The sequence below is a fragment of the Alphaproteobacteria bacterium genome (assembly GCA_020638555.1).
Taxonomy (GTDB): domain Bacteria; phylum Pseudomonadota; class Alphaproteobacteria; order Bin95; family Bin95; genus JACKII01.
This window is the reverse complement of sequence record JACKII010000004.1, coordinates 166,500-182,432: the sequence shown is the minus strand read 5'-3', so window position 1 is coordinate 182,432 and position 15,933 is coordinate 166,500. Positions and strand designations below refer to the sequence as shown.

At 66.3% G+C, this 15,933-nt stretch carries 20 protein-coding genes; 6 read left to right on the top strand and 14 right to left on the bottom strand.

Annotated elements, in window-relative coordinates:
- The first annotated feature begins 2 nt into the window (after nucleotides 1-2).
- Nucleotides 3-218 carry a DUF1150 family protein gene (locus tag H6844_14860; GenBank protein ID MCB9930680.1) on the top strand — a complete coding sequence of 72 codons (216 nt, stop codon included), beginning with the start codon at nucleotides 3-5 and terminating at the stop codon, nucleotides 216-218.
- Between the two features lie 64 nt (nucleotides 219-282).
- Here H6844_14860 and H6844_14855 read toward each other — a convergent pair whose 3' ends face one another.
- The 14 genes from H6844_14855 to H6844_14790 all read right to left on the bottom strand — a co-directional run bounded on the left by H6844_14855 (nucleotide 283) and on the right by H6844_14790 (nucleotide 12,858).
- On the bottom strand, nucleotides 283-750 hold the full coding sequence (locus H6844_14855; GenBank protein MCB9930679.1) for a PTS sugar transporter subunit IIA: 468 nt from the start codon (nucleotides 748-750) through the stop codon (nucleotides 283-285).
- Nucleotides 751-810: 60 nt separating this feature from the next.
- A complete protein-coding gene (raiA, locus tag H6844_14850; protein ID MCB9930678.1) occupies nucleotides 811-1,398 on the bottom strand; it encodes a ribosome-associated translation inhibitor RaiA in 588 nt (195 codons plus the stop codon).
- A gap of 131 nt (nucleotides 1,399-1,529) precedes the next feature.
- A complete protein-coding gene (rpoN, locus tag H6844_14845; GenBank protein ID MCB9930677.1) occupies nucleotides 1,530-3,026 on the bottom strand; it encodes an RNA polymerase factor sigma-54 in 1,497 nt (498 codons plus the stop codon).
- Between the two features lie 219 nt (nucleotides 3,027-3,245).
- Nucleotides 3,246-4,019, bottom strand: a complete 774-nt coding sequence (gene lptB / locus H6844_14840) for an LPS export ABC transporter ATP-binding protein (GenBank protein MCB9930676.1) — start codon at nucleotides 4,017-4,019, stop codon at nucleotides 3,246-3,248.
- Nucleotides 4,019-5,263, bottom strand: coding sequence for a hypothetical protein (locus H6844_14835; protein MCB9930675.1), 1,245 nt, complete (start codon nucleotides 5,261-5,263; stop codon nucleotides 4,019-4,021). Before H6844_14835 ends, lptB begins: the two co-directional genes overlap by 1 nt.
- A gap of 86 nt (nucleotides 5,264-5,349) precedes the next feature.
- Nucleotides 5,350-6,021, bottom strand: coding sequence for an LPS export ABC transporter periplasmic protein LptC (gene lptC / locus H6844_14830; GenBank protein MCB9930674.1), 672 nt, complete (start codon nucleotides 6,019-6,021; stop codon nucleotides 5,350-5,352).
- Nucleotides 6,018-6,917, bottom strand: a complete 900-nt coding sequence (locus H6844_14825) for a KpsF/GutQ family sugar-phosphate isomerase (protein MCB9930673.1) — start codon at nucleotides 6,915-6,917, stop codon at nucleotides 6,018-6,020. Before H6844_14825 ends, lptC begins: the two co-directional genes overlap by 4 nt.
- Nucleotides 6,918-6,993: 76 nt before the next feature.
- On the bottom strand, nucleotides 6,994-7,626 hold the full coding sequence (locus H6844_14820; GenBank protein MCB9930672.1) for a ribonuclease D: 633 nt from the start codon (nucleotides 7,624-7,626) through the stop codon (nucleotides 6,994-6,996).
- Nucleotides 7,627-7,739: 113 nt separating this feature from the next.
- Entirely contained in the window at nucleotides 7,740-8,486 is a 747-nt protein-coding gene (locus tag H6844_14815; GenBank protein ID MCB9930671.1) for an arylmalonate decarboxylase, read from the bottom strand.
- A 4-nt stretch (nucleotides 8,487-8,490) separates the two neighbouring features.
- The gene (locus H6844_14810; GenBank protein ID MCB9930670.1) at nucleotides 8,491-9,129 is read right to left on the bottom strand and encodes an isochorismatase family protein; all 639 of its coding nucleotides are present in this window, start codon (nucleotides 9,127-9,129) and stop codon (nucleotides 8,491-8,493) included.
- Between the two features lie 11 nt (nucleotides 9,130-9,140).
- Entirely contained in the window at nucleotides 9,141-9,584 is a 444-nt protein-coding gene (locus H6844_14805) for a hypothetical protein (GenBank protein MCB9930669.1), read from the bottom strand.
- A gap of 72 nt (nucleotides 9,585-9,656) precedes the next feature.
- Nucleotides 9,657-10,523, bottom strand: coding sequence for a hypothetical protein (locus tag H6844_14800; GenBank protein MCB9930668.1), 867 nt, complete (start codon nucleotides 10,521-10,523; stop codon nucleotides 9,657-9,659).
- 89 nt (nucleotides 10,524-10,612) lie between these two features.
- Nucleotides 10,613-12,079, bottom strand: a complete 1,467-nt coding sequence (locus H6844_14795; GenBank protein ID MCB9930667.1) for an amidohydrolase family protein — start codon at nucleotides 12,077-12,079, stop codon at nucleotides 10,613-10,615.
- 218 nt (nucleotides 12,080-12,297) lie between these two features.
- Nucleotides 12,298-12,858, bottom strand: coding sequence for a hypothetical protein (locus tag H6844_14790; protein MCB9930666.1), 561 nt, complete (start codon nucleotides 12,856-12,858; stop codon nucleotides 12,298-12,300).
- 361 nt (nucleotides 12,859-13,219) lie between these two features.
- Between H6844_14790 and ccmA the strand changes: the two genes are divergently transcribed.
- The 5 genes from ccmA (at nucleotide 13,220) to ccmE (ending at nucleotide 15,925) form a co-directional block, all read left to right on the top strand.
- Complete coding sequence (gene ccmA, locus H6844_14785) at nucleotides 13,220-13,846, top strand: heme ABC exporter ATP-binding protein CcmA (protein MCB9930665.1); 627 nt, start codon at nucleotides 13,220-13,222, stop codon at nucleotides 13,844-13,846.
- A complete protein-coding gene (gene ccmB / locus H6844_14780; protein ID MCB9930664.1) occupies nucleotides 13,843-14,508 on the top strand; it encodes a heme exporter protein CcmB in 666 nt (221 codons plus the stop codon). The genes ccmA and ccmB overlap by 4 nt, the downstream gene beginning before the upstream one ends.
- A 66-nt stretch (nucleotides 14,509-14,574) precedes the next feature.
- Entirely contained in the window at nucleotides 14,575-15,306 is a 732-nt protein-coding gene (locus tag H6844_14775) for a heme ABC transporter permease (protein ID MCB9930663.1), read from the top strand.
- Nucleotides 15,306-15,488: a heme exporter protein CcmD gene (gene ccmD / locus H6844_14770; protein MCB9930662.1), complete on the top strand. Its 183-nt coding sequence runs from the start codon at nucleotides 15,306-15,308 to the stop codon at nucleotides 15,486-15,488. Before H6844_14775 ends, ccmD begins: the two co-directional genes overlap by 1 nt.
- Nucleotides 15,485-15,925, top strand: coding sequence for a cytochrome c maturation protein CcmE (gene ccmE, locus H6844_14765; GenBank protein ID MCB9930661.1), 441 nt, complete (start codon nucleotides 15,485-15,487; stop codon nucleotides 15,923-15,925). The genes ccmD and ccmE overlap by 4 nt, the downstream gene beginning before the upstream one ends.
- Nucleotides 15,926-15,933 lie beyond the last annotated feature (8 nt).

Below are 15,933 nucleotides of genomic sequence, written 5' to 3'. Positions count from 1 at the left end.
CAATGCAAAACGCACCGCACGCGACAAGTCCGTCCGAATTCGACCTGCAAAATTGGGGCCTGCAACAGGTGGCCTATCTGCGCCCCGCCGTCATCGACGGCCTGTCCGGCTATGCGATCTGTTCGGCGGCCGGCGTGGTCATCGGATTTTCCGAGAGCCGAGACAAGGCGTTGGGCGCTATTGTTCAGAACGAACTGGAACCAATGGCCCTGCACTGAGCCTGAGCCAAAGAACCCTCCCATTCCAGCGCCAGCGGGCGGTGGGATGGGCGTGTCCCGCGGGTCAGGCGGCCTTCTGGCGGTCCTGGCCCGCCGTCAGCATTTGCCAGACGGCGTGAGCGCCGGAACAGTCGCGCACGGCGGCGCAGTGCTTGTGGTCGCGCGCCAGGCGCGAAAGCTGGGCCAGCACCCGCAGGTGTTCCGAGCCGGCATTGTCCGGCGCCAGCAACAGGATGACCAGGTCGACCGGCTGGTCGTCGACAGCGTCGAACTCCACCGGATTCTCCAGGCAGGCGACCCAGCCGACCAGACGGTCCAGGCCGGAAATCTTGGCGTGGGGCAGTGCCACGCCATTGCCGATGGCGGTCGACCCCAGCCGCTCCCGCTCGTGCAGGGCGTTGAAAATCATCTTGGGGTCGAGCGACAACGCCTCGCCAGCGGCTTCCGCCAACGCCCGCAAAGCCTGGGTCTTGGTCGATGCATCGACCGCAGGAAGTACGGTGTTGGGCGCAAAAATTTCGGTCAGCTGCATGAATGCACCGTCGCTGTGAAGTCTGAACGGGTTAGGATTCGGTGGGCCCGGGACGAACGCCTAGGCTCCCTCCGGGTCGATCCAACCCACATTGCCATCGGATCGCCGGTAAACCGTGTTCAATCGACCGGACGCCCGATTGCGAAACATCAACGCTTCATGTTCGCCGAGGTCAAGATGCATGACGGCTTCGGCAACAGACATGGCCAAAACCAAGGTTTTGCTTTCGGCGATTACCGCAGCGCCCTCGGTATCGGCGGCGGTTTCGACTCCCAGGTCGGCCTCTTCTTCTTCGTCGACCGGAGCCGACAGCACATAGCGCTGGGCCGGCATGCCGGTATCGACGGGGGTGGCATGGTGGTCGCGCAGCCGCCGCTTGAAACGGCGCAGGCGTTTGGCCACCCGATCCGCCGCCTGGTCGAACGCCTGATACGGATCGGCAGAGAGCGCATGGCCCTGGACATCGATTCCCCGGCCGACATGCACGGTCACATCGCTGCGGAAATTGCCGCCGTCCCGCGAAAGCGTGACATGGGCCGAGACGGCGCGGTCGAAATACTTGGAGACCGCTCCCGTCAGATGTTCGCGCATGTGCTGCTGCAAGGCTTCGCCGACATCGACGCCTTTGCCTGCCGTTGTGATCTCCATACCGTCTCCGATCATCCTTGCCATTGCCGTTCCGGCGCCCGTTTGCGGCCGCCGGCCGGACGGAAGCGGCGGAACTTAGGCAGTGCCGCCAATGACGTCAATCCTACCATATTCCGCGGCTGGACACACCTTTAGGAGGCGGCGAGGCGCAGGACGCGGCGGCGCTGGGCGGAAGAGGGGATGTTCATCGCCTCGCGGTATTTGGCGACCGTGCGGCGCGCAAGCTCGATGCCATCGGCGCGCAGCAGCTCCACCAGATTCTCGTCGGAAAGCACGGATTTGGCCGTTTCGGCCTCGATCAACTGGCGGATGCGGTGGCGGACCGCCTCGACCGACTGGGATTCGGTCCCGCCGACCGCGCCGGCGCCGGCTGTGAAGAACGACTTCAGTTCCAGCACACCCTGGGGAGTGGCCATGTATTTGCCGTTGGAGACCCGGCTGACCGTGCTTTCGTGCACGCCCACCTCCTCCGCGACCTCGTGCATGGTCATGGGGCGCAGGCCGGTGACTCCCTCTTCCAGAAAGCGTTCCTGCTGGCGCACGATGGCGGTTGCGACCTTGAGAATGGTGTTGGCCCGTTGTTCCAGCGCCTTGGTCAGCCAGTTCGCGGCCTGCCATTGCCCGACGACAAAGTCGATATCCGCCTGGCTGCGGGCGCTGGAGCGCACGAAGGCGTAATAGTCGCGATTGGCCAGAACGCGCGGCAGCGCATCCTGGTTGAGTTCGACGATCCAGCCGCCCTTGCCGCCCCGGCGCACCAGCACATCGGGAATCACGGTGACCGCCGGCGTGTCGTCGAACCCGGCCGCCGGTCGCGGTGCGCACGACCGCAAGGTCTCGATCAGGCCGCCAAGCGCCCCCAGATCGACGCCGCAACGCCGCGCCAGCGTCTTGAAATCGCGCTTGGCGAGCAGGGGCAGATGGTTCAGCAGCGCTTCCAGTTCGGGCGACATTTCCCCGCGTTCGGCCAGTTGCAGCCGCAGGCATTCCGCCAGCGAGCGGGCGCCGATGCCCACCGGGTCGAAGCGCAAAATGCGGGAATGCACCCAGGCGACGGTGTTGGTGTCGACGCCGGTTTGCCCGGCAAGCGTTGCAAAATCGCCGGTGAAATAGCCCGCGTCGTCGAAGTCGTCGATGATGGCCGTGGCGATCATCTGCTCCACCGGGTCGGAAAACTCCAGGTGCACCTGGTTCATCAGGTGGTCGCGCAGGCTGACCGGTGTGGCGGTGAAGCTCTCCCATCCGGGCGAGTCGCCATCGCCGCCAGCGCTGCCCCCGCCGCCGCCATCGCTCCAGACCAGGCCGGACTCGCGGCCGCCGCTGCCGTCGTCCCAGACATTGGCATAGTCGGTGTCGGTCGAGTCCAGCGATTGATCGAAATTGCCGTCTTCGCGCACCACGTCCGCGGTGTCGCGCGGTGTCGCCACCGCGTCCGCCATCTGAGGGGGGGCGTCGGCGGCATCGTCGTCGTTATGACGCTCCAGCAGGGGGTTTTCCTGCAATTGCGTTTCGATGAACGCGTTCAGTTCCAGGTTGGAATACTGCAACAGCCGGATGGCCTGTTGCAGTTGCGGCGTCATCACCAGGGTCTGGCTGTGCCGCAGGTCGAGCCGCTGATTGAGTGCCATCGCCCGAAACCCTCTCGGTCAGCAACGGCCCATGCCGGACAGTGCGGCGGTCGTGCAATGCATGCGCGAGTTTGCCGCAATCAGAACCACGGAACATAGGGCCGTTTGGCTGCCTCCTGACACGAAGGGAAGGGTCTTGCTCGTCTCGGGCGAGAACCGGGTCTCTGAAAACCCGCTGGCGAATCCAACCATTTTCCAGCGATAATGTCGATTAAGCCCTTAAAGAGAAAAGGTTTCTCCCAGGTAAACCTGACGCACGCGGTCGTGGGCGACGATCTCTGCCGGCGTGCCTTCCATGAGCACATTGCCATCATGCAAGATGTATGCCCGATCGACAAGGTCCAGGGTTTCCCGGACGTTATGGTCGGTGATGAGAACGCCGATCCCGCGGTGTTTCAGGTGTGCCACCAGGGCCCGGATTTCGCCGACGGCAATGGGGTCGATGCCCGCCAGCGGCTCGTCCAGCAGGATGAAGCTGGGGCGCGCGGCCAGCGCCCGCGCGATCTCGACCCGCCGTCGCTCGCCGCCCGACAGCGCCAGCGCGGAGGTATGGCGCAGGCGCGTGATGGAGAATTCCGCCAGCAGATCGTCCAGCAGCGCTTCGCGGCGCGGTCCGCGCGGCTCCACCACTTCCAGGATCGCGCGAATGTTCGCCTCCACCGTCAGTCCGCGAAAGATCGAGGGCTCTTGCGGCAGATAGCCGATGCCCAGCCGGGCCCGGCGGTACATGGGCAGATGGGTCACGTCGCGGCCGTCCAGCAGGATACGGCCATAGTCGGGGCGGATCAGCCCGGTGATGATGTAGAAGCAGGTGGTCTTGCCGGCGCCGTTCGGGCCCAACAGGCCGACGGCCTCGCCCCGGCGCACGTTCAGGGAGACCTCGCGCAGCACCGGCCGCCGCTTGTAGCTCTTGCCGAGCCCTTCGGCCACCAGGCCGGGGGAGGCGGCCAGGACGTTGAAACGCTTGTCTTCGATGCCGACGGTATCGACCATCAGTTGGCTCCCCGCGGACGGGTGGGCGGAATGGGCGCCATGTCTCCCGCGGCCGTCGGCCGGGACCGCGGAACAGGGGCCGCCGCCGTGCCCATGGCTGGCGGATCGATCTGCGGCGATGCGGTGAGGGCCGCAACCGCTTCGGCCCGTGTCGCTGCGGCCTCCGGCGCGCTGGGTGCGGCGGCGGGCGCGGTGCTCGGCTGCGGTGTGCCCGATGGCGGTGTGCCCGATGGCGGTGTGAAAGACTGCGGCGTTAGCGGTGGCGGAGCGGGCGGCATCGCAGGCGAGAGGGTATTCGCAGGCGAGGGGGTTTTCGGGGGCGGCGGGGCCTTGATCATGGGTGGATCGGTCGGTGCCGCGCCGGCATCCTTTGCCGGTGCCGCGGGTTTCGCGGACTGGCCGGCGGCCTCTTCGCGCCGCGAGCTCAGCGGAGCCGGCGCATCCAGACCGCCGCCGCTGCCCGGGAACAGGATGGTGCGCACGCGGCCGCCCTTGCCGCCGGTGAGCCGGCTGACGCCGGTCTTCAGGTTCACGATGGCCTCTTCGCCGTTCAGCTGGTTCCGGCCGCGGCTGATCCGGACATTGCCGCTCAGGGTCGCAACCTGGCCGTCGACTTCGTAGTCGCCCCGGTCGCCCTCGATGGTCTCGGACGGGGTTTTGATGGTGACGCGGCCCCACGCGCGGATGCGGTCGACCGCCGAGGCCTCGGCCGGAAACGGCCCGGCAGCGGCGGTGTCGGGTTGCGTCTTGGCCGTCTTGCCCCGCTTGTCCTTCGGTTTCAGCAAGGCCTCGATCACATCGGCGCGCAGCGAGGTGGTGTCCTGGGTGACGACGGCGTTGCCGCGGGCGACCGCCCGGTTCTCGCCGCTCCAGAATTCCAGGCTCTCGTCGGCGCGGATGGTCTGTTTCTGCGCCTCGATCCGCATGTTCTTGCCGGACACCAGCATCAGTTGCCGCGCCAGATCATAGGTGACGTGTTCGCCGAACAGCTTCTCGCGCGCGGTGGAGATGCGCACATGGCCGACCGCATCGATACGCCGGATGCGCCGCTGCCCCTCCGGCGTATCCTCATAGGTCGCGGACAGGATGTCGGCGCGCAGCGTCACCTCGCCCTGGCGCGCCACGACATTGCCCTTGGCCACGGCCATATGCCGGTCCTGGTAGAGTTCCAGCCCGTTGTCGGCCTCGATCTCCAGCGGCGCGTTCGAACTGCCGAGGCCGGGCAGGCCCGGCTGCTGCGCCATCGCCCCGGTTCCGAGCGGCGGTAGCACCAACAGCCCCACGGCCAGGAGGGCCGCTGCGGCAGTACGGGAAAGGGGGGGCGTGCGGGTCACTTCTGCTCCGGCACTTCGGTGATGAGGAGGCGGGACTTGCCGAGAATCTTGACCGTGCGGCCCTTGTCGAGGATTTCGAAGCCCTCGCCCTGGATCTCGCCTTCGGGTCCGTTGCCGTGGATCGGCTGATGGCCGACCGCGCGGCCCGCGTCGATGTCGACCGACGCCGACTCCGACTCGAACCGGTAGCCGTCGCCGTGATGGACGGTCACGTCGCCGGACAGATCCAATTCCTTGGCCTTGCGGTCGAACACGCCCTTGGTGGCTTCCAGGTCGAGCTTGGCCCCGTCCTGCAGGGCGATCCGGCCGGCGGGATGATCCAGCAGCACGGTGTTGATGCCGTCGTCGCCCTGACGCGCTTCGGTCGCCGACAGTTCGTAGGGCTGGCCCTGTTCGTCTTCGCCGACCAGGCGGGCGGTGCGCATGCGCACCTCACGGGCGTCGTTGACGTCCAGCTTCAGACTGTCGGCGTCCGGCAGCACGGCGTGACGCAGGTCCAGGCTCGGCCACAACACCGCCAGCACCAGCAACCCGGCGGCCAGCAACGGCAACAGCAGCCGCAGCGAGCGCACGAGGCGGGAATAGCCCCGGCCGCCGGCATGGCTGCGGCGCGCGCCTCCCTCGAAAATCCGGTCGCGCCGGGCGTTGTGGTCCGCGATCGCCGTCATGAGAGGCCGGCCCGCAGGCAGTCGTGAATGTGGATGATGCCGATGGGCGCGGCACCGGCATCGGCGTCCGGCGGCAACACGAACAGGCTGGTCACCTGGCGGTCGTTCATCAGCGCCAGCGCTTCCACCGCCAGCGCCTGGGCGCGGATGGTGAGCGGGTTCGCGGTCATGATCGCGCCGGCCGGCCGTTCCAGCAGGTCGCTGCTCATATGGCGGCGCAGGTCGCCATCGGTGACGATCCCGGCCAGCGAGCCGTCGGCGGCACAGACGCCGACGCAGCCGAAGCTCTTGGCGGTCATCGCCACCAGCGCCTGGCTCATGGGCGTATCGGCCTGCACCAGCGGCAGGTCGGCGTGCATGACGTCGCGCACCAGCAGCAGGCGCCGCCCCAGCGTGCCGCCGGGATGCAGGGCGCGGAATTGTTCGGCGGAAAAGCCGCGCCGCTCCAAGAGCGCCACCGCCAGCGCGTCGCCCATCGCCATGGTCGCGGTGGTCGAGGTGGTGGGGGCGAGGCCCATCGGGCAGGCCTCCTCCGCGTTCGGCAGCAACAGGGTTTCGGTGGCGGCGTCGGCCAGGGCGGACGGCGCACGCGCGGTAATGGCGACGATGGGCAGCGCCAGCCGCTTCGCGTAGGCCAGCACATCCCCCAGTTCCGCCGTGTTGCCGGAATTGGAGAGCGCCAGCAGCGCGTCGGCGCGGGTGACCATGCCCAGATCGCCATGGCTGGCCTCGGCCGGGTGGACGAACTGGGCCGGCGTGCCGGTGGAGGCCATGGTGGCGGCGATCTTGCGGGCGATGTGGCCGCTCTTGCCCATGCCCGTCACGACCACGCGACCGCCGATTCCCCCCAGCGCCTCGACCGCGCGGGCGAAGGCATCGCCGATCTCGTCGGCCATCTGCGCCAGCGCCGCTCCTTCGGTGCGCAGCACGCGGCGGGCGGTGGTCAGAATCGCGGCGGCGTCGGCCGGGGCCTCAACTGTGGGCGAAGATGTCAACGTCACTCCAACCTTCTAGATCCAGCGCCGCACGGGTCGGCAGGAATTCGAAACAGGCCGCCGCCAGGGCGGTGCGGCCTTCGCGCGCCAGGCGCCGGTCCAATTCCGCGCGCAACCGATGCAAATGCAGCACGTCGGCCGCGGCGTAGGCGCATTGCGCGTCGCTCAGCGTCTCGGCCCCCCAGTCGGAGGACTGCTGTTCCTTCTGCAACTGCACGCCCAGCAGTTCGTTGCAGATATCCTTCAGGCCGTGCCGGTCCGTATAGGTGCGGACCAGCCTGGAGGCGATCTTGGTGCAATACACCGGCGTGCAGACGACTCCCATATAGTGTTGCACCACCGCGATATCGAAGCGGCCGTAGTGGAAAATTTTTGTCACACCGCCGTCGGTCAGCAGCCGGCGCAGGTTCGGCGCGCTGTAGTCGGGCAGGTCGGCACTGGCGGGGCGGCGGAATTGCACCAGATGGGCGTCGCCGTCGCCGGCCGACAGTTGCACGAGGCACAGCCGGTCCCGCCCCGGGATCAAGCCCATGGTCTCGGAATCGATGGCGACGGCGTCGCCCCAGTCGATGCCGTCGGGCAGATCGCCCTGATGCAGGTGAATTGTCATGGCCGGACACGGGCCTCCCTTTGCGTCCATCGTTCTCAATAGCAACGCTGACGGCGGGCGCAAAGAGAAGAAGGCCGATCCGCCGCAATCGCGGAATGCCGCGGCGTCCCGGATTAGTGGTCGCGCAACAGGCTGCCGAATCCGTCCACCCGGTCGGCAATGCCGTTCTGGCGCAGCGCCCACCAATAGGTCGCCGTGTTCACCGCCAGCACCGGCTTGTCGAGCCAGAACTCCGCCATCGGCGCGATATGCGCGAAGGCGAGGTTGGTGCCCACCTGCAAAATCGCCTCCACCCGGGGGTCGTCGACCGAGCGCACGGCGTCGCGCAGCGTCCGGGCGTCCACATGGGCGATGCCGGTGGGGCTCGGGCATTTCAGGCCGCAGATCGCCTGCACCTCGAAGCCGCAATCGGTGAAGAATTTCCGCACTTCCTCGTCGCCCACCGGCATGTAGGGCGTGACCACGCTGATGCGCTTGATGTCGCCATAGGCACACAGCGCCGCCTGGCAGGCGTCCGAGCCCATGGCCACCTCCAGGCCCGAGCGCGCCTTCAGCTTCGCCTCCAGCTCCTGCGAGCCGGCGAGCCCGCCCCAGAAGGTCTCGGACGACATGCCCATGATGAGATAGTCCGGCCGGGCGGTCATCGCGCGGTCGACCGCCTGCATCAGCTCGGCGCGGATGCGCACCATCAGTTGCTCGAAATCCGCGTCGGAGCCGAGCGGGTCGTCGGGAATGTGGATGCGGCTGAAATGGTTGGTGACGCCGTAGGGCGCCATGCGGTCGAATTCCGGCTGCACCACCGTGTTGGTGGAGGGCGCGACGACGGCGAGTTTGCGGCGATAGCCGAGGGCATCGACCATGGCATCAGGTCTCCCGGTTGCGGCCGACCACGGCGCGGAGGGCGGCGATGGCCTCCTCGGCGGTCAGCAGGTCGGCGTATTTCTGGCCCATATCGAACAGGTTCGCCTCGTGCGGCTCCAGCGCCCGGTCGCCGCAGCAGTCGGTGACGACGGCGGTGCGGTAATTGTAGCTGATGGCGTCCACCACGCTCGCCCGCACGCAGCCGGAGGTGGTGGCGCCGGTCACCAGCAGCGAGTCCACCCCCTTGGCGTTCAGCCAGGCCGCGAGCGAGGTGCCGAAAAACGCGCTGGGCCCGGTCTTGCGCACCACATACTCGCCGGGCGCGGGCGCCAGTTCCGGCACGATTTGCGAGATCGGGGCGGCATCCGTCAGCCGCTTCAGCCCCGGCACCTTCAGGCCGAACACGCCGGTGTCCGAGCCATCGTCGGCAAACACGGCGCGGGTGTAGGCGACGGGAAGGCCAAGGGCGCGGGCCTCGCGGAGCAGGGGGATGGTGGCGGCGATGGCGTCCCGGACATTGCCGCCGCCGAACACGTCCGGATCGGCAAAGCCCACCTGGAAATCGACGATCAGCAGCGCCGGCTTCCGGCCGAGCCCGACCCGGTTGCCAAAATTCTGGCGGGCATAGACGTCAGAGGACATGGGGTGAATCCCTAATGTGGCTCCACTGGTGGCATCATTGACGCCACGTGCTCCCTTATTCGATCAAGCCAATTTTTATATCGCTTATCGGATGCTTCTTCCATCAGTAGAGCATCCTTGCCTAGTCGGAACAAGATAATGCGAAGTATATCCTCGGCAATATCGCCGCAATTATTAATACCTTGAGCGACAATTTCGTCATGAGGTGATATGGCTCCGTGGAGCAAGTCAGATCGTAGCTTATATGCCGTAAGAATTTTGTTTTTGTTATCTTCCCACCCTCTGGGTCGTTTATGGTCAAATAGTAAATCTGCCGCTCTGATTGAGATAGTTTTCTCAATATGTTTTTGTCTTTCAGCGGTTAATATGCGCTCAATTGCAGCTACATACTTCACGGCTCGAGACGACAGAACATCGTCTCTTACAAGCTTCGCCGAACCACGTCGCTGCATCAAGGTAACGTTCGCACAACGGGCGTTTGATGGTTGGATCAGAGCGACATTGCAATGCAATTCCAGTAAGGCGCATCATTTCCTATATTGTCTTTCCTCAAATATTTTTGACCATCCCTCAGCGAGTCCAGCTTGCTCAAACCAACCATGTGAGCTGGAAATCTCCATCTCGCCATTTTGGTCCAGTTGAACCAAGGCGCGTCGGTCGGAGCGCAACCCAAGTCCGCCGATGCGCAGCTTTTGAGAGTATCGGTAAGATAAGATGATATGGAGGCAGTCTATTGCTGATCCAACGGCCTTGAAGGCAGCCGCCTCTGCTGTCTCTTGATCGCATCCCTTGATTTGGACCTCAGCGATCCAGTTGAAATTTCGATAATATTCGAGTGAATCACGAATCAACATTCGAGATATGCCTCGATTACTCTGGTCTGTATACTTTCTGGCATAGGCGCGCCCAGCAGTCGACAGCTTGGACCATGCTGTCTTCCGCGTCATCAGGTTCACTGGTCCGAGTGACAAACAGTTCGGTTCTTGCGTAGACGCAAACCTGATCGGGATGTAATAGGTTCTGTCCTGGCAATTTCGCTCGGCGGCCCTCGCCGCCGAAGATAGCAGGCGATTGACCTGCTGATGATTAACTGGGCGGCGCTCTTTGAAGAATCGCTTCACGAGTTCGCTTTCAAGCGGTTTCCTGACGTTCTGGAGTGAGACACGACGTTCCAAACCGTGCGCGTGCCTTGCCCTAAGTGCCAACTTAAATATTCGGTCGGAGGCTTCCCGGCCGATCGGCATCGAACCTAGCCCAGAAGGGTGGGGTAGCATGCTTAGAATTTTGATTTCATTTATTGCTGCCTCACGATCACTCTTAATCAGCGATTGGATTCGTGCACAATCTTCGATAATAGCTACGACCTGAGAGACTTCGTCTTGATCTATATTCACTGGAGTGAGGCATCCTATTTACTATCAAGGGTTTCTTCTACTCTAGGCAATAATGGAAACGGATTAGTGCGGAGAAAGCCGTCAACCCCTTACCCCACCACCGGCAGCACCATCGGCGCCAACTCGTCCGTCGTCCTCCCCGCCCAGTCGCGCTCCGGCACCTTCGCCATGGAGCGCGCCTGCGCCTCTTCCAGCGCCTGGCTCTCTGCCGCGAGGTCGATGGTCAGGCACGCGCCGTCGCGCACCACCGGCTCGCCGTCGACATACACGTCGCGCACCGCCCGGTCCTGGGCGACATAGATCAGGCTGCGGAGCGGTTCGCGTACCGGCATCATCGCCGGGTGCTTGAGGTCCACCAGCACCAGGTCCGCCCGCGCGCCCTCCGCCAGCCGGCCGATGTCATCCCGCCGCAGCGCCCGCGCGCCGCCGATGGTCGCCGCGTCGAACACATTGCCCGTGGTCAGGTCCGCCACCGAGCCCGCCACCGAGCGCGCCGTGTAGAGGGCCGTGCGCAACTCATCCAGATAGTTGTGCGGGTAGGTATCGGTGCCGATGCCCAGATTGATGCCGCGCCGGCCATACTCGCCGAACGTGTTCAGCGCGATGCCCCGGCGCACGAACACGGTCGGGCAGTGCGCGACCGTCGCCCCCCGGTCCGCCAGCAGTCCCAGGTCGGCCCGCGTCGTCCAGTGCAGCCAGGGGTGATGGTCCAGGAAAATCCCGTGGCCGATGATCGAGCGGTCGGTCAGTACGCCCAGCTCCGCCATACACTGGATCGGCGAGCGGCCGTGGCGGCGCTGCATCTCGTGGAATTCGGTTACGCTCTGGGCGGCGTGGATCTGGAAGGGCAGGTTGCGCTCGGCGGCGGCGTCGTGGGCGTCGCGCAGCAGGTCCGCCGTGCAGGTGTCGATCTGCGCCGGGGCGACCATGCCGGAGAGCCGGCCGCTCGGATGCTGGTTCGCCAGGTCGATCAGGCGGAGCGCGCGCTCGAAGCCCTCGCGGCCGGCGCTCGTGTCCCAGTCGTATTTCAGTTCGTGGCCGTCGTCCGTGTACCAGCGGGCGTCGCGGAACATGGGTGCTGCGACCGCGCGGATGCCGGCCCCGCCCAGCACGTCCAGCCAGCCATCGAACGGAATCGAGAGGTCCACCACCGTCGTCACGCCCGAGCGCAGCAACTCCGCCAGGGCGACGCGCATGGCCGCGACATTGCCCGGCCCGTCATTGCCGAACACGGTCAGGTATTCGTAGAGCGAGGAATGCCAGAAGCCGGGGCTCAGCGTCTCGTCGGTGATGCCCTTGCGCAACGGCTCGCTGGTCGGGTGGGTGTGGATGTTGATCATGCCCGGCAGCACCAGCCGCTCGCGGCCGTCGATCTCGGTGGCGGCCGGTCCGCGATAGTCCTTGCCGATATGGGTGATGGCGCCGCCGGCAAAGGCGACGTCCACGTCGCGGGCATAGGCGTGACGCCCGTTGGCGGCATCCCAGACCACGGCCCAGGCCGCGTTGCGGATGACCGTTGCGCTCGCAGGGGCGGTTGCGGGGGCAATCTCTGGCATGGGCGGCGTCCTCGGATCGGGGCGGGGCATGCCGGGGATTGTTTACCGGATCGGGGTGTGGGACAAGGGTGGGATGCAGTTACGACCGCCGCCGAGACAAGATCGAGGCAAGGGCGGCCGGGCCGGCCACGAGAGAGTGCAGGGCATGGGTGGGCCGGCCCGGCCTACGGACGGCCATGGGGGGGTAAGCCGTCCGATCTCGCTGTCTATTCAATACGTCAGCAGTTGGTCGCTGCTCCTTCTGCCTGCGCGATGCAGGGCGGGTCTTCGCTGCTGCACGGCCCCTGAACGGGCTCGGCGCTGCTCATGGGTTTGACGGCGACGGGCTTGGCGGGCGCTGCGGGCAGGGCCGAACCGTCGGGGCGGTAACGGATCCAATGCCAGGAACCGGCGGAGTCCGCGGGCTTGAAGCCGATGGCGATCCATTCGACCGGCGGTTCCGGCGCGGCCAACAGCGCCGCGGCATCCGCGTCCTCACTCGCGCCGTAATAGCGGGCGACGCGCACGGTGCCTTCGCGGCCGGCCACGGAGGCCGGCGCACTGGCGGAGTCGACCCACTGGCCACCCACCGCCGCGGTCTCGCGCAGCGAATCCTCCCGCACCGGCGCTGCCGTCAACTGCCGCGCGGCCGTCCACAGCGCCGATGCCGGGTCTTCCTGGGCGATGGCGTTAACGTCCGTCGGCGCCCTCGTCGGCGCGGCCCGATCCGCGGAAATCGCCATGGCAATGCCCACGGTTGCAACGGCAGTGGCCACCAGGGCGGCTACACTGTGTTTCATTGCTAAACTTCTCCATCGGACCTCGGTCACGGCCCGGCCCTCTTCGGTATTCCAACCCTGAACGTGCGGTAAATTTGGGCACGGCTCAGCCGGTTACAATAGCAGAGGCACAAAGTTTCGGCAGCAAATCATGAATCGTGTGCGTACACGATAAGCCTTGAAATGGGACTCCGAACGGCGCAGACTGATCATGGAAGACGGTCTGTTGTTCGCCCGTCTTCACGAGTCTGGACCCAGACTCCCGCCCTCCTTGCGGCCAGCGAGTGCCCCCTTCGCTGGCCGCCTTTTTTTTGGAGCGGTTGCCGGGGTGCGCTGCCGAACCCTCTAGGCAAGGACGGGCCGGGGTGTTTATGAGGCTCGCATGGTGCTAGACAACGACTTTCGCTATCAATTTCAGGCCCGCGGCCTCGCCGGCGCGCGCGGCGAACGATGGCTGTTCGACGGGCTCGATCTCGACCTGGCGCCCGGCGATGCGCTGGTCGTGACCGGCCCGAACGGCACCGGCAAAACCACGTTGTTGCGCATTCTTGCCGGACTCCTGGCCGCCGCCGAAGGTCGGGTGGACTGGAAACCCGCGCCGCCGGATGACACCGTCCGGTTGCATTATCTCGGCCATCACAATTCCGTGAAGGGCGCGTTGACGGTCGCCGCCAATCTCGCCTTCTGGCAGCGGCTCGCCGGCGGCGGCGATGCCGCGGCGCTGGAGCGGGCCAGCACCCAGTTCGCGATCGCCGACCTGCTGGACCTGCCGGCGCGGGTGTTGTCGGCCGGGCAGAAGCGGCGGCTGGCCCTGGCGCGTCTGGTGGCCATTCCGGCGCCGCTCTGGCTGCTGGACGAGCCGACGACGGCGCTGGATGCAGCCTCGACCGATGCGTTTGCCCGGGCGGTGGAGGCGCACCGTGCCATGGGCGGCATGGCGGTGATCGCCACGCATCAGGACCTGGGATTTGCGCCCACGCACCGGTTGCGCCTGGGGGAGGCGGGGTGAGCGGCTTTCTGGCGATCCTCGCACGCGACCTGAAGCTGGCCCGCGCCGAAAGCGGCGGGGCGCTGCTGGCCGTGCAGTTCTTTGCCCTGGGCGCGCTGCTGTTCCCGCTGGGCCTGGGGCCGGAGCCGGCCATGCTGTCGCGAATCGGCGGCGGCCTGCTGGCGGTGATGGCGCTGCTGGCGACGCTGCTGGCCCTGGACCGGCTGTTTCAGCAGGATCACGAGGACGGCACGCTCGATCTGTTGCTGACCGCCCCGACGCCGCTCTGGAGCCTGGTCATGGGCAAGACCCTGGCGCACTGGCTGCTGACCGGCGGCCCGATGATCGTGGCGGCACCTGTGCTGGGAATTCTGCTGCAAATGAGCTGGCCCGCCATTGCCGGGCTGGTGGTGGCGCTGGCGCTGGGCACGCCGACGCTCAGCCTGGTAGGGGCCATCGGCGCGTCCCTGACGCTCGGGGCCCGGCGCGGCGGCGTGTTGCTGGCGCTGCTGGTGTTGCCGCTCTACATCCCCGTTCTGATTTTCATGTCGGGCACGGTGACTGCGGCGGAAACGGGACTGGCATTCGGCGCGCATGTCTCCATTTTAGGGGCACTCTTGTTGCTGTCGCTGGTGCTGGCGCCCTGGGCGGCAGCGGTGGCGCTCCGGCAGACCGGCGAGTAAGGTGGACTGGTGACCGCATCGACCCCTTCGAACGAGCATTCCGGACCCACGGTGCGCGGCTCGGCCCTGCACCGTTTCGCCAATCCGGCGCGGTTCCTGCGTTTGGCCCGCGCCCTGCAACCCTGGTTGCTGGCGGTGACGCTGCCCTGTCTGGTGGCGGGGCTGTATTACGGTCTGTTCAATTCGCCCATCGACTATCAGCAGAAAGACACCGTGCGCATCATGTATGTGCACGTGCCGGCGGCGTGGACGGCGATGTTCGGCTACGCCATGCTGGCGGTCGCCAGCGCCATCGGGCTGATCTGGAAGCATCCGCTCGCCGATCTGGCCGGCAAAGCGGTGGCGCCCATCGGCGCCGGCTTCACCGCGATCGCGCTGGCCACCGGCTCGCTCTGGGGCAAGCCGACCTGGGGCACTTGGTGGGTGTGGGACGCGCGTCTGACCTCGGTCGTGGTGCTGCTGTTCCTCTATCTGGGCTATATCGCGATCTGGAACGCGTTCGAGCAGCCGCAGCGCGCGGCCAAGGCCGCGGCGGTACTGGCGCTGGTCGGCATCGTCAACCTGCCCATTATCAAATTCTCGGTGGACTGGTGGAACACGCTGCACCAGCCGGCCAGCATTACCCGCATGGGCGCCTCTGCCATCGACCCGGCCATGCTGACACCGCTCCTGCTGATGGCGGGCGCCTATATGGGCCTGTTCCTGCTGCTGTTCCTGTTGCGCATGCGCGTGGAACTGGCGGAACGACGGGTGGCGGCGCTGCAACTGGCCCGCTCGCGCGCCGGGGAGGCCCGATAATGGCCGACTTCTTCGCCATGGGCGGCTATGCCGCCTTTATCTGGCCCGCCTATGGCATCGCGGCCGGCGTCATCGTCGCCCTGTTCGTCTGGTCGTGGCGGGGGCTGGTCAAAGCGGAGCGGGCGGAGGCGGCGCTCGGCAAGCGCGAGCGGCGTCGGGCCCCGAAAGTGGAACGGACATGAAACCGAAACATCGCCGTCTTTGGATCGTCGTTCTTGCCCTGGTCGCCCTTGGCGGCGCGGCCGCGCTGGTGCTGAACGCGTTCGAGGACAATCTGGTGTTCTTCTACAGCCCCACCGACCTGGAGACCAAGCACGTCGCCGTCGGTCAGTCGATTCGCGTCGGCGGGCTGGTGGAGGAGGGCTCGGTGCAGAAGAGCGGCGTCGACGTGCATTTCCGCATCACCGACGGCGCCAAGACGATCGGCGTGGCCTATACCGGCGTTCTGCCGGACCTGTTCCGCGAGGGCCAGGGCGTCGTCACCACCGGACGGCTCGCGCCCGACGGCACCTTCCGGGCGGACGAGGTGCTGGCCAAGCACGACGAGAAATACATGCCGCCCGAAGTCGCCGACGCGCTGAAAGCCGCCGGCGAGTGGAAGCCGACCGCCACAAACTAGCAGGAAGG

Bases quoted from the DNA above. Each gene is read 5' to 3' on its own strand.
- H6844_14825 (MCB9930673.1), bottom strand. From the start codon at position 6,917: ATGGCCGACGAGATCGGCGATGCCTTCGCCCGCGCGGTCGAGGCGCTG.
- H6844_14835 (MCB9930675.1), bottom strand. From the start codon at position 5,263: ATGGCGCAGCAGCCGGGCCTGCCCGGCCTCGGCAGTTCGAACGCGCCG.
- H6844_14815 (MCB9930671.1), bottom strand. From the start codon at position 8,486: ATGGTCGATGCCCTCGGCTATCGCCGCAAACTCGCCGTCGTCGCGCCC.
- raiA (MCB9930678.1), bottom strand. From the start codon at position 1,398: ATGGAGATCACAACGGCAGGCAAAGGCGTCGATGTCGGCGAAGCCTTG.
- ccmE (MCB9930661.1), top strand. From the start codon at position 15,485: ATGAAACCGAAACATCGCCGTCTTTGGATCGTCGTTCTTGCCCTGGTC.
- H6844_14860 (MCB9930680.1), top strand. From the start codon at position 3: ATGCAAAACGCACCGCACGCGACAAGTCCGTCCGAATTCGACCTGCAA.
- lptB (MCB9930676.1), bottom strand. From the start codon at position 4,019: ATGGTCGATACCGTCGGCATCGAAGACAAGCGTTTCAACGTCCTGGCC.
- H6844_14855 (MCB9930679.1), bottom strand. From the start codon at position 750: ATGCAGCTGACCGAAATTTTTGCGCCCAACACCGTACTTCCTGCGGTC.
- lptC (MCB9930674.1), bottom strand. From the start codon at position 6,021: ATGACGGCGATCGCGGACCACAACGCCCGGCGCGACCGGATTTTCGAG.
- rpoN (MCB9930677.1), bottom strand. From the start codon at position 3,026: ATGGCACTCAATCAGCGGCTCGACCTGCGGCACAGCCAGACCCTGGTG.
- H6844_14790 (MCB9930666.1), bottom strand. From the start codon at position 12,858: ATGAAACACAGTGTAGCCGCCCTGGTGGCCACTGCCGTTGCAACCGTG.
- H6844_14795 (MCB9930667.1), bottom strand. From the start codon at position 12,079: ATGCCAGAGATTGCCCCCGCAACCGCCCCTGCGAGCGCAACGGTCATC.
- H6844_14810 (MCB9930670.1), bottom strand. From the start codon at position 9,129: ATGTCCTCTGACGTCTATGCCCGCCAGAATTTTGGCAACCGGGTCGGG.
- H6844_14820 (MCB9930672.1), bottom strand. From the start codon at position 7,626: ATGACAATTCACCTGCATCAGGGCGATCTGCCCGACGGCATCGACTGG.
- ccmA (MCB9930665.1), top strand. From the start codon at position 13,220: ATGGTGCTAGACAACGACTTTCGCTATCAATTTCAGGCCCGCGGCCTC.
- ccmD (MCB9930662.1), top strand. From the start codon at position 15,306: ATGGCCGACTTCTTCGCCATGGGCGGCTATGCCGCCTTTATCTGGCCC.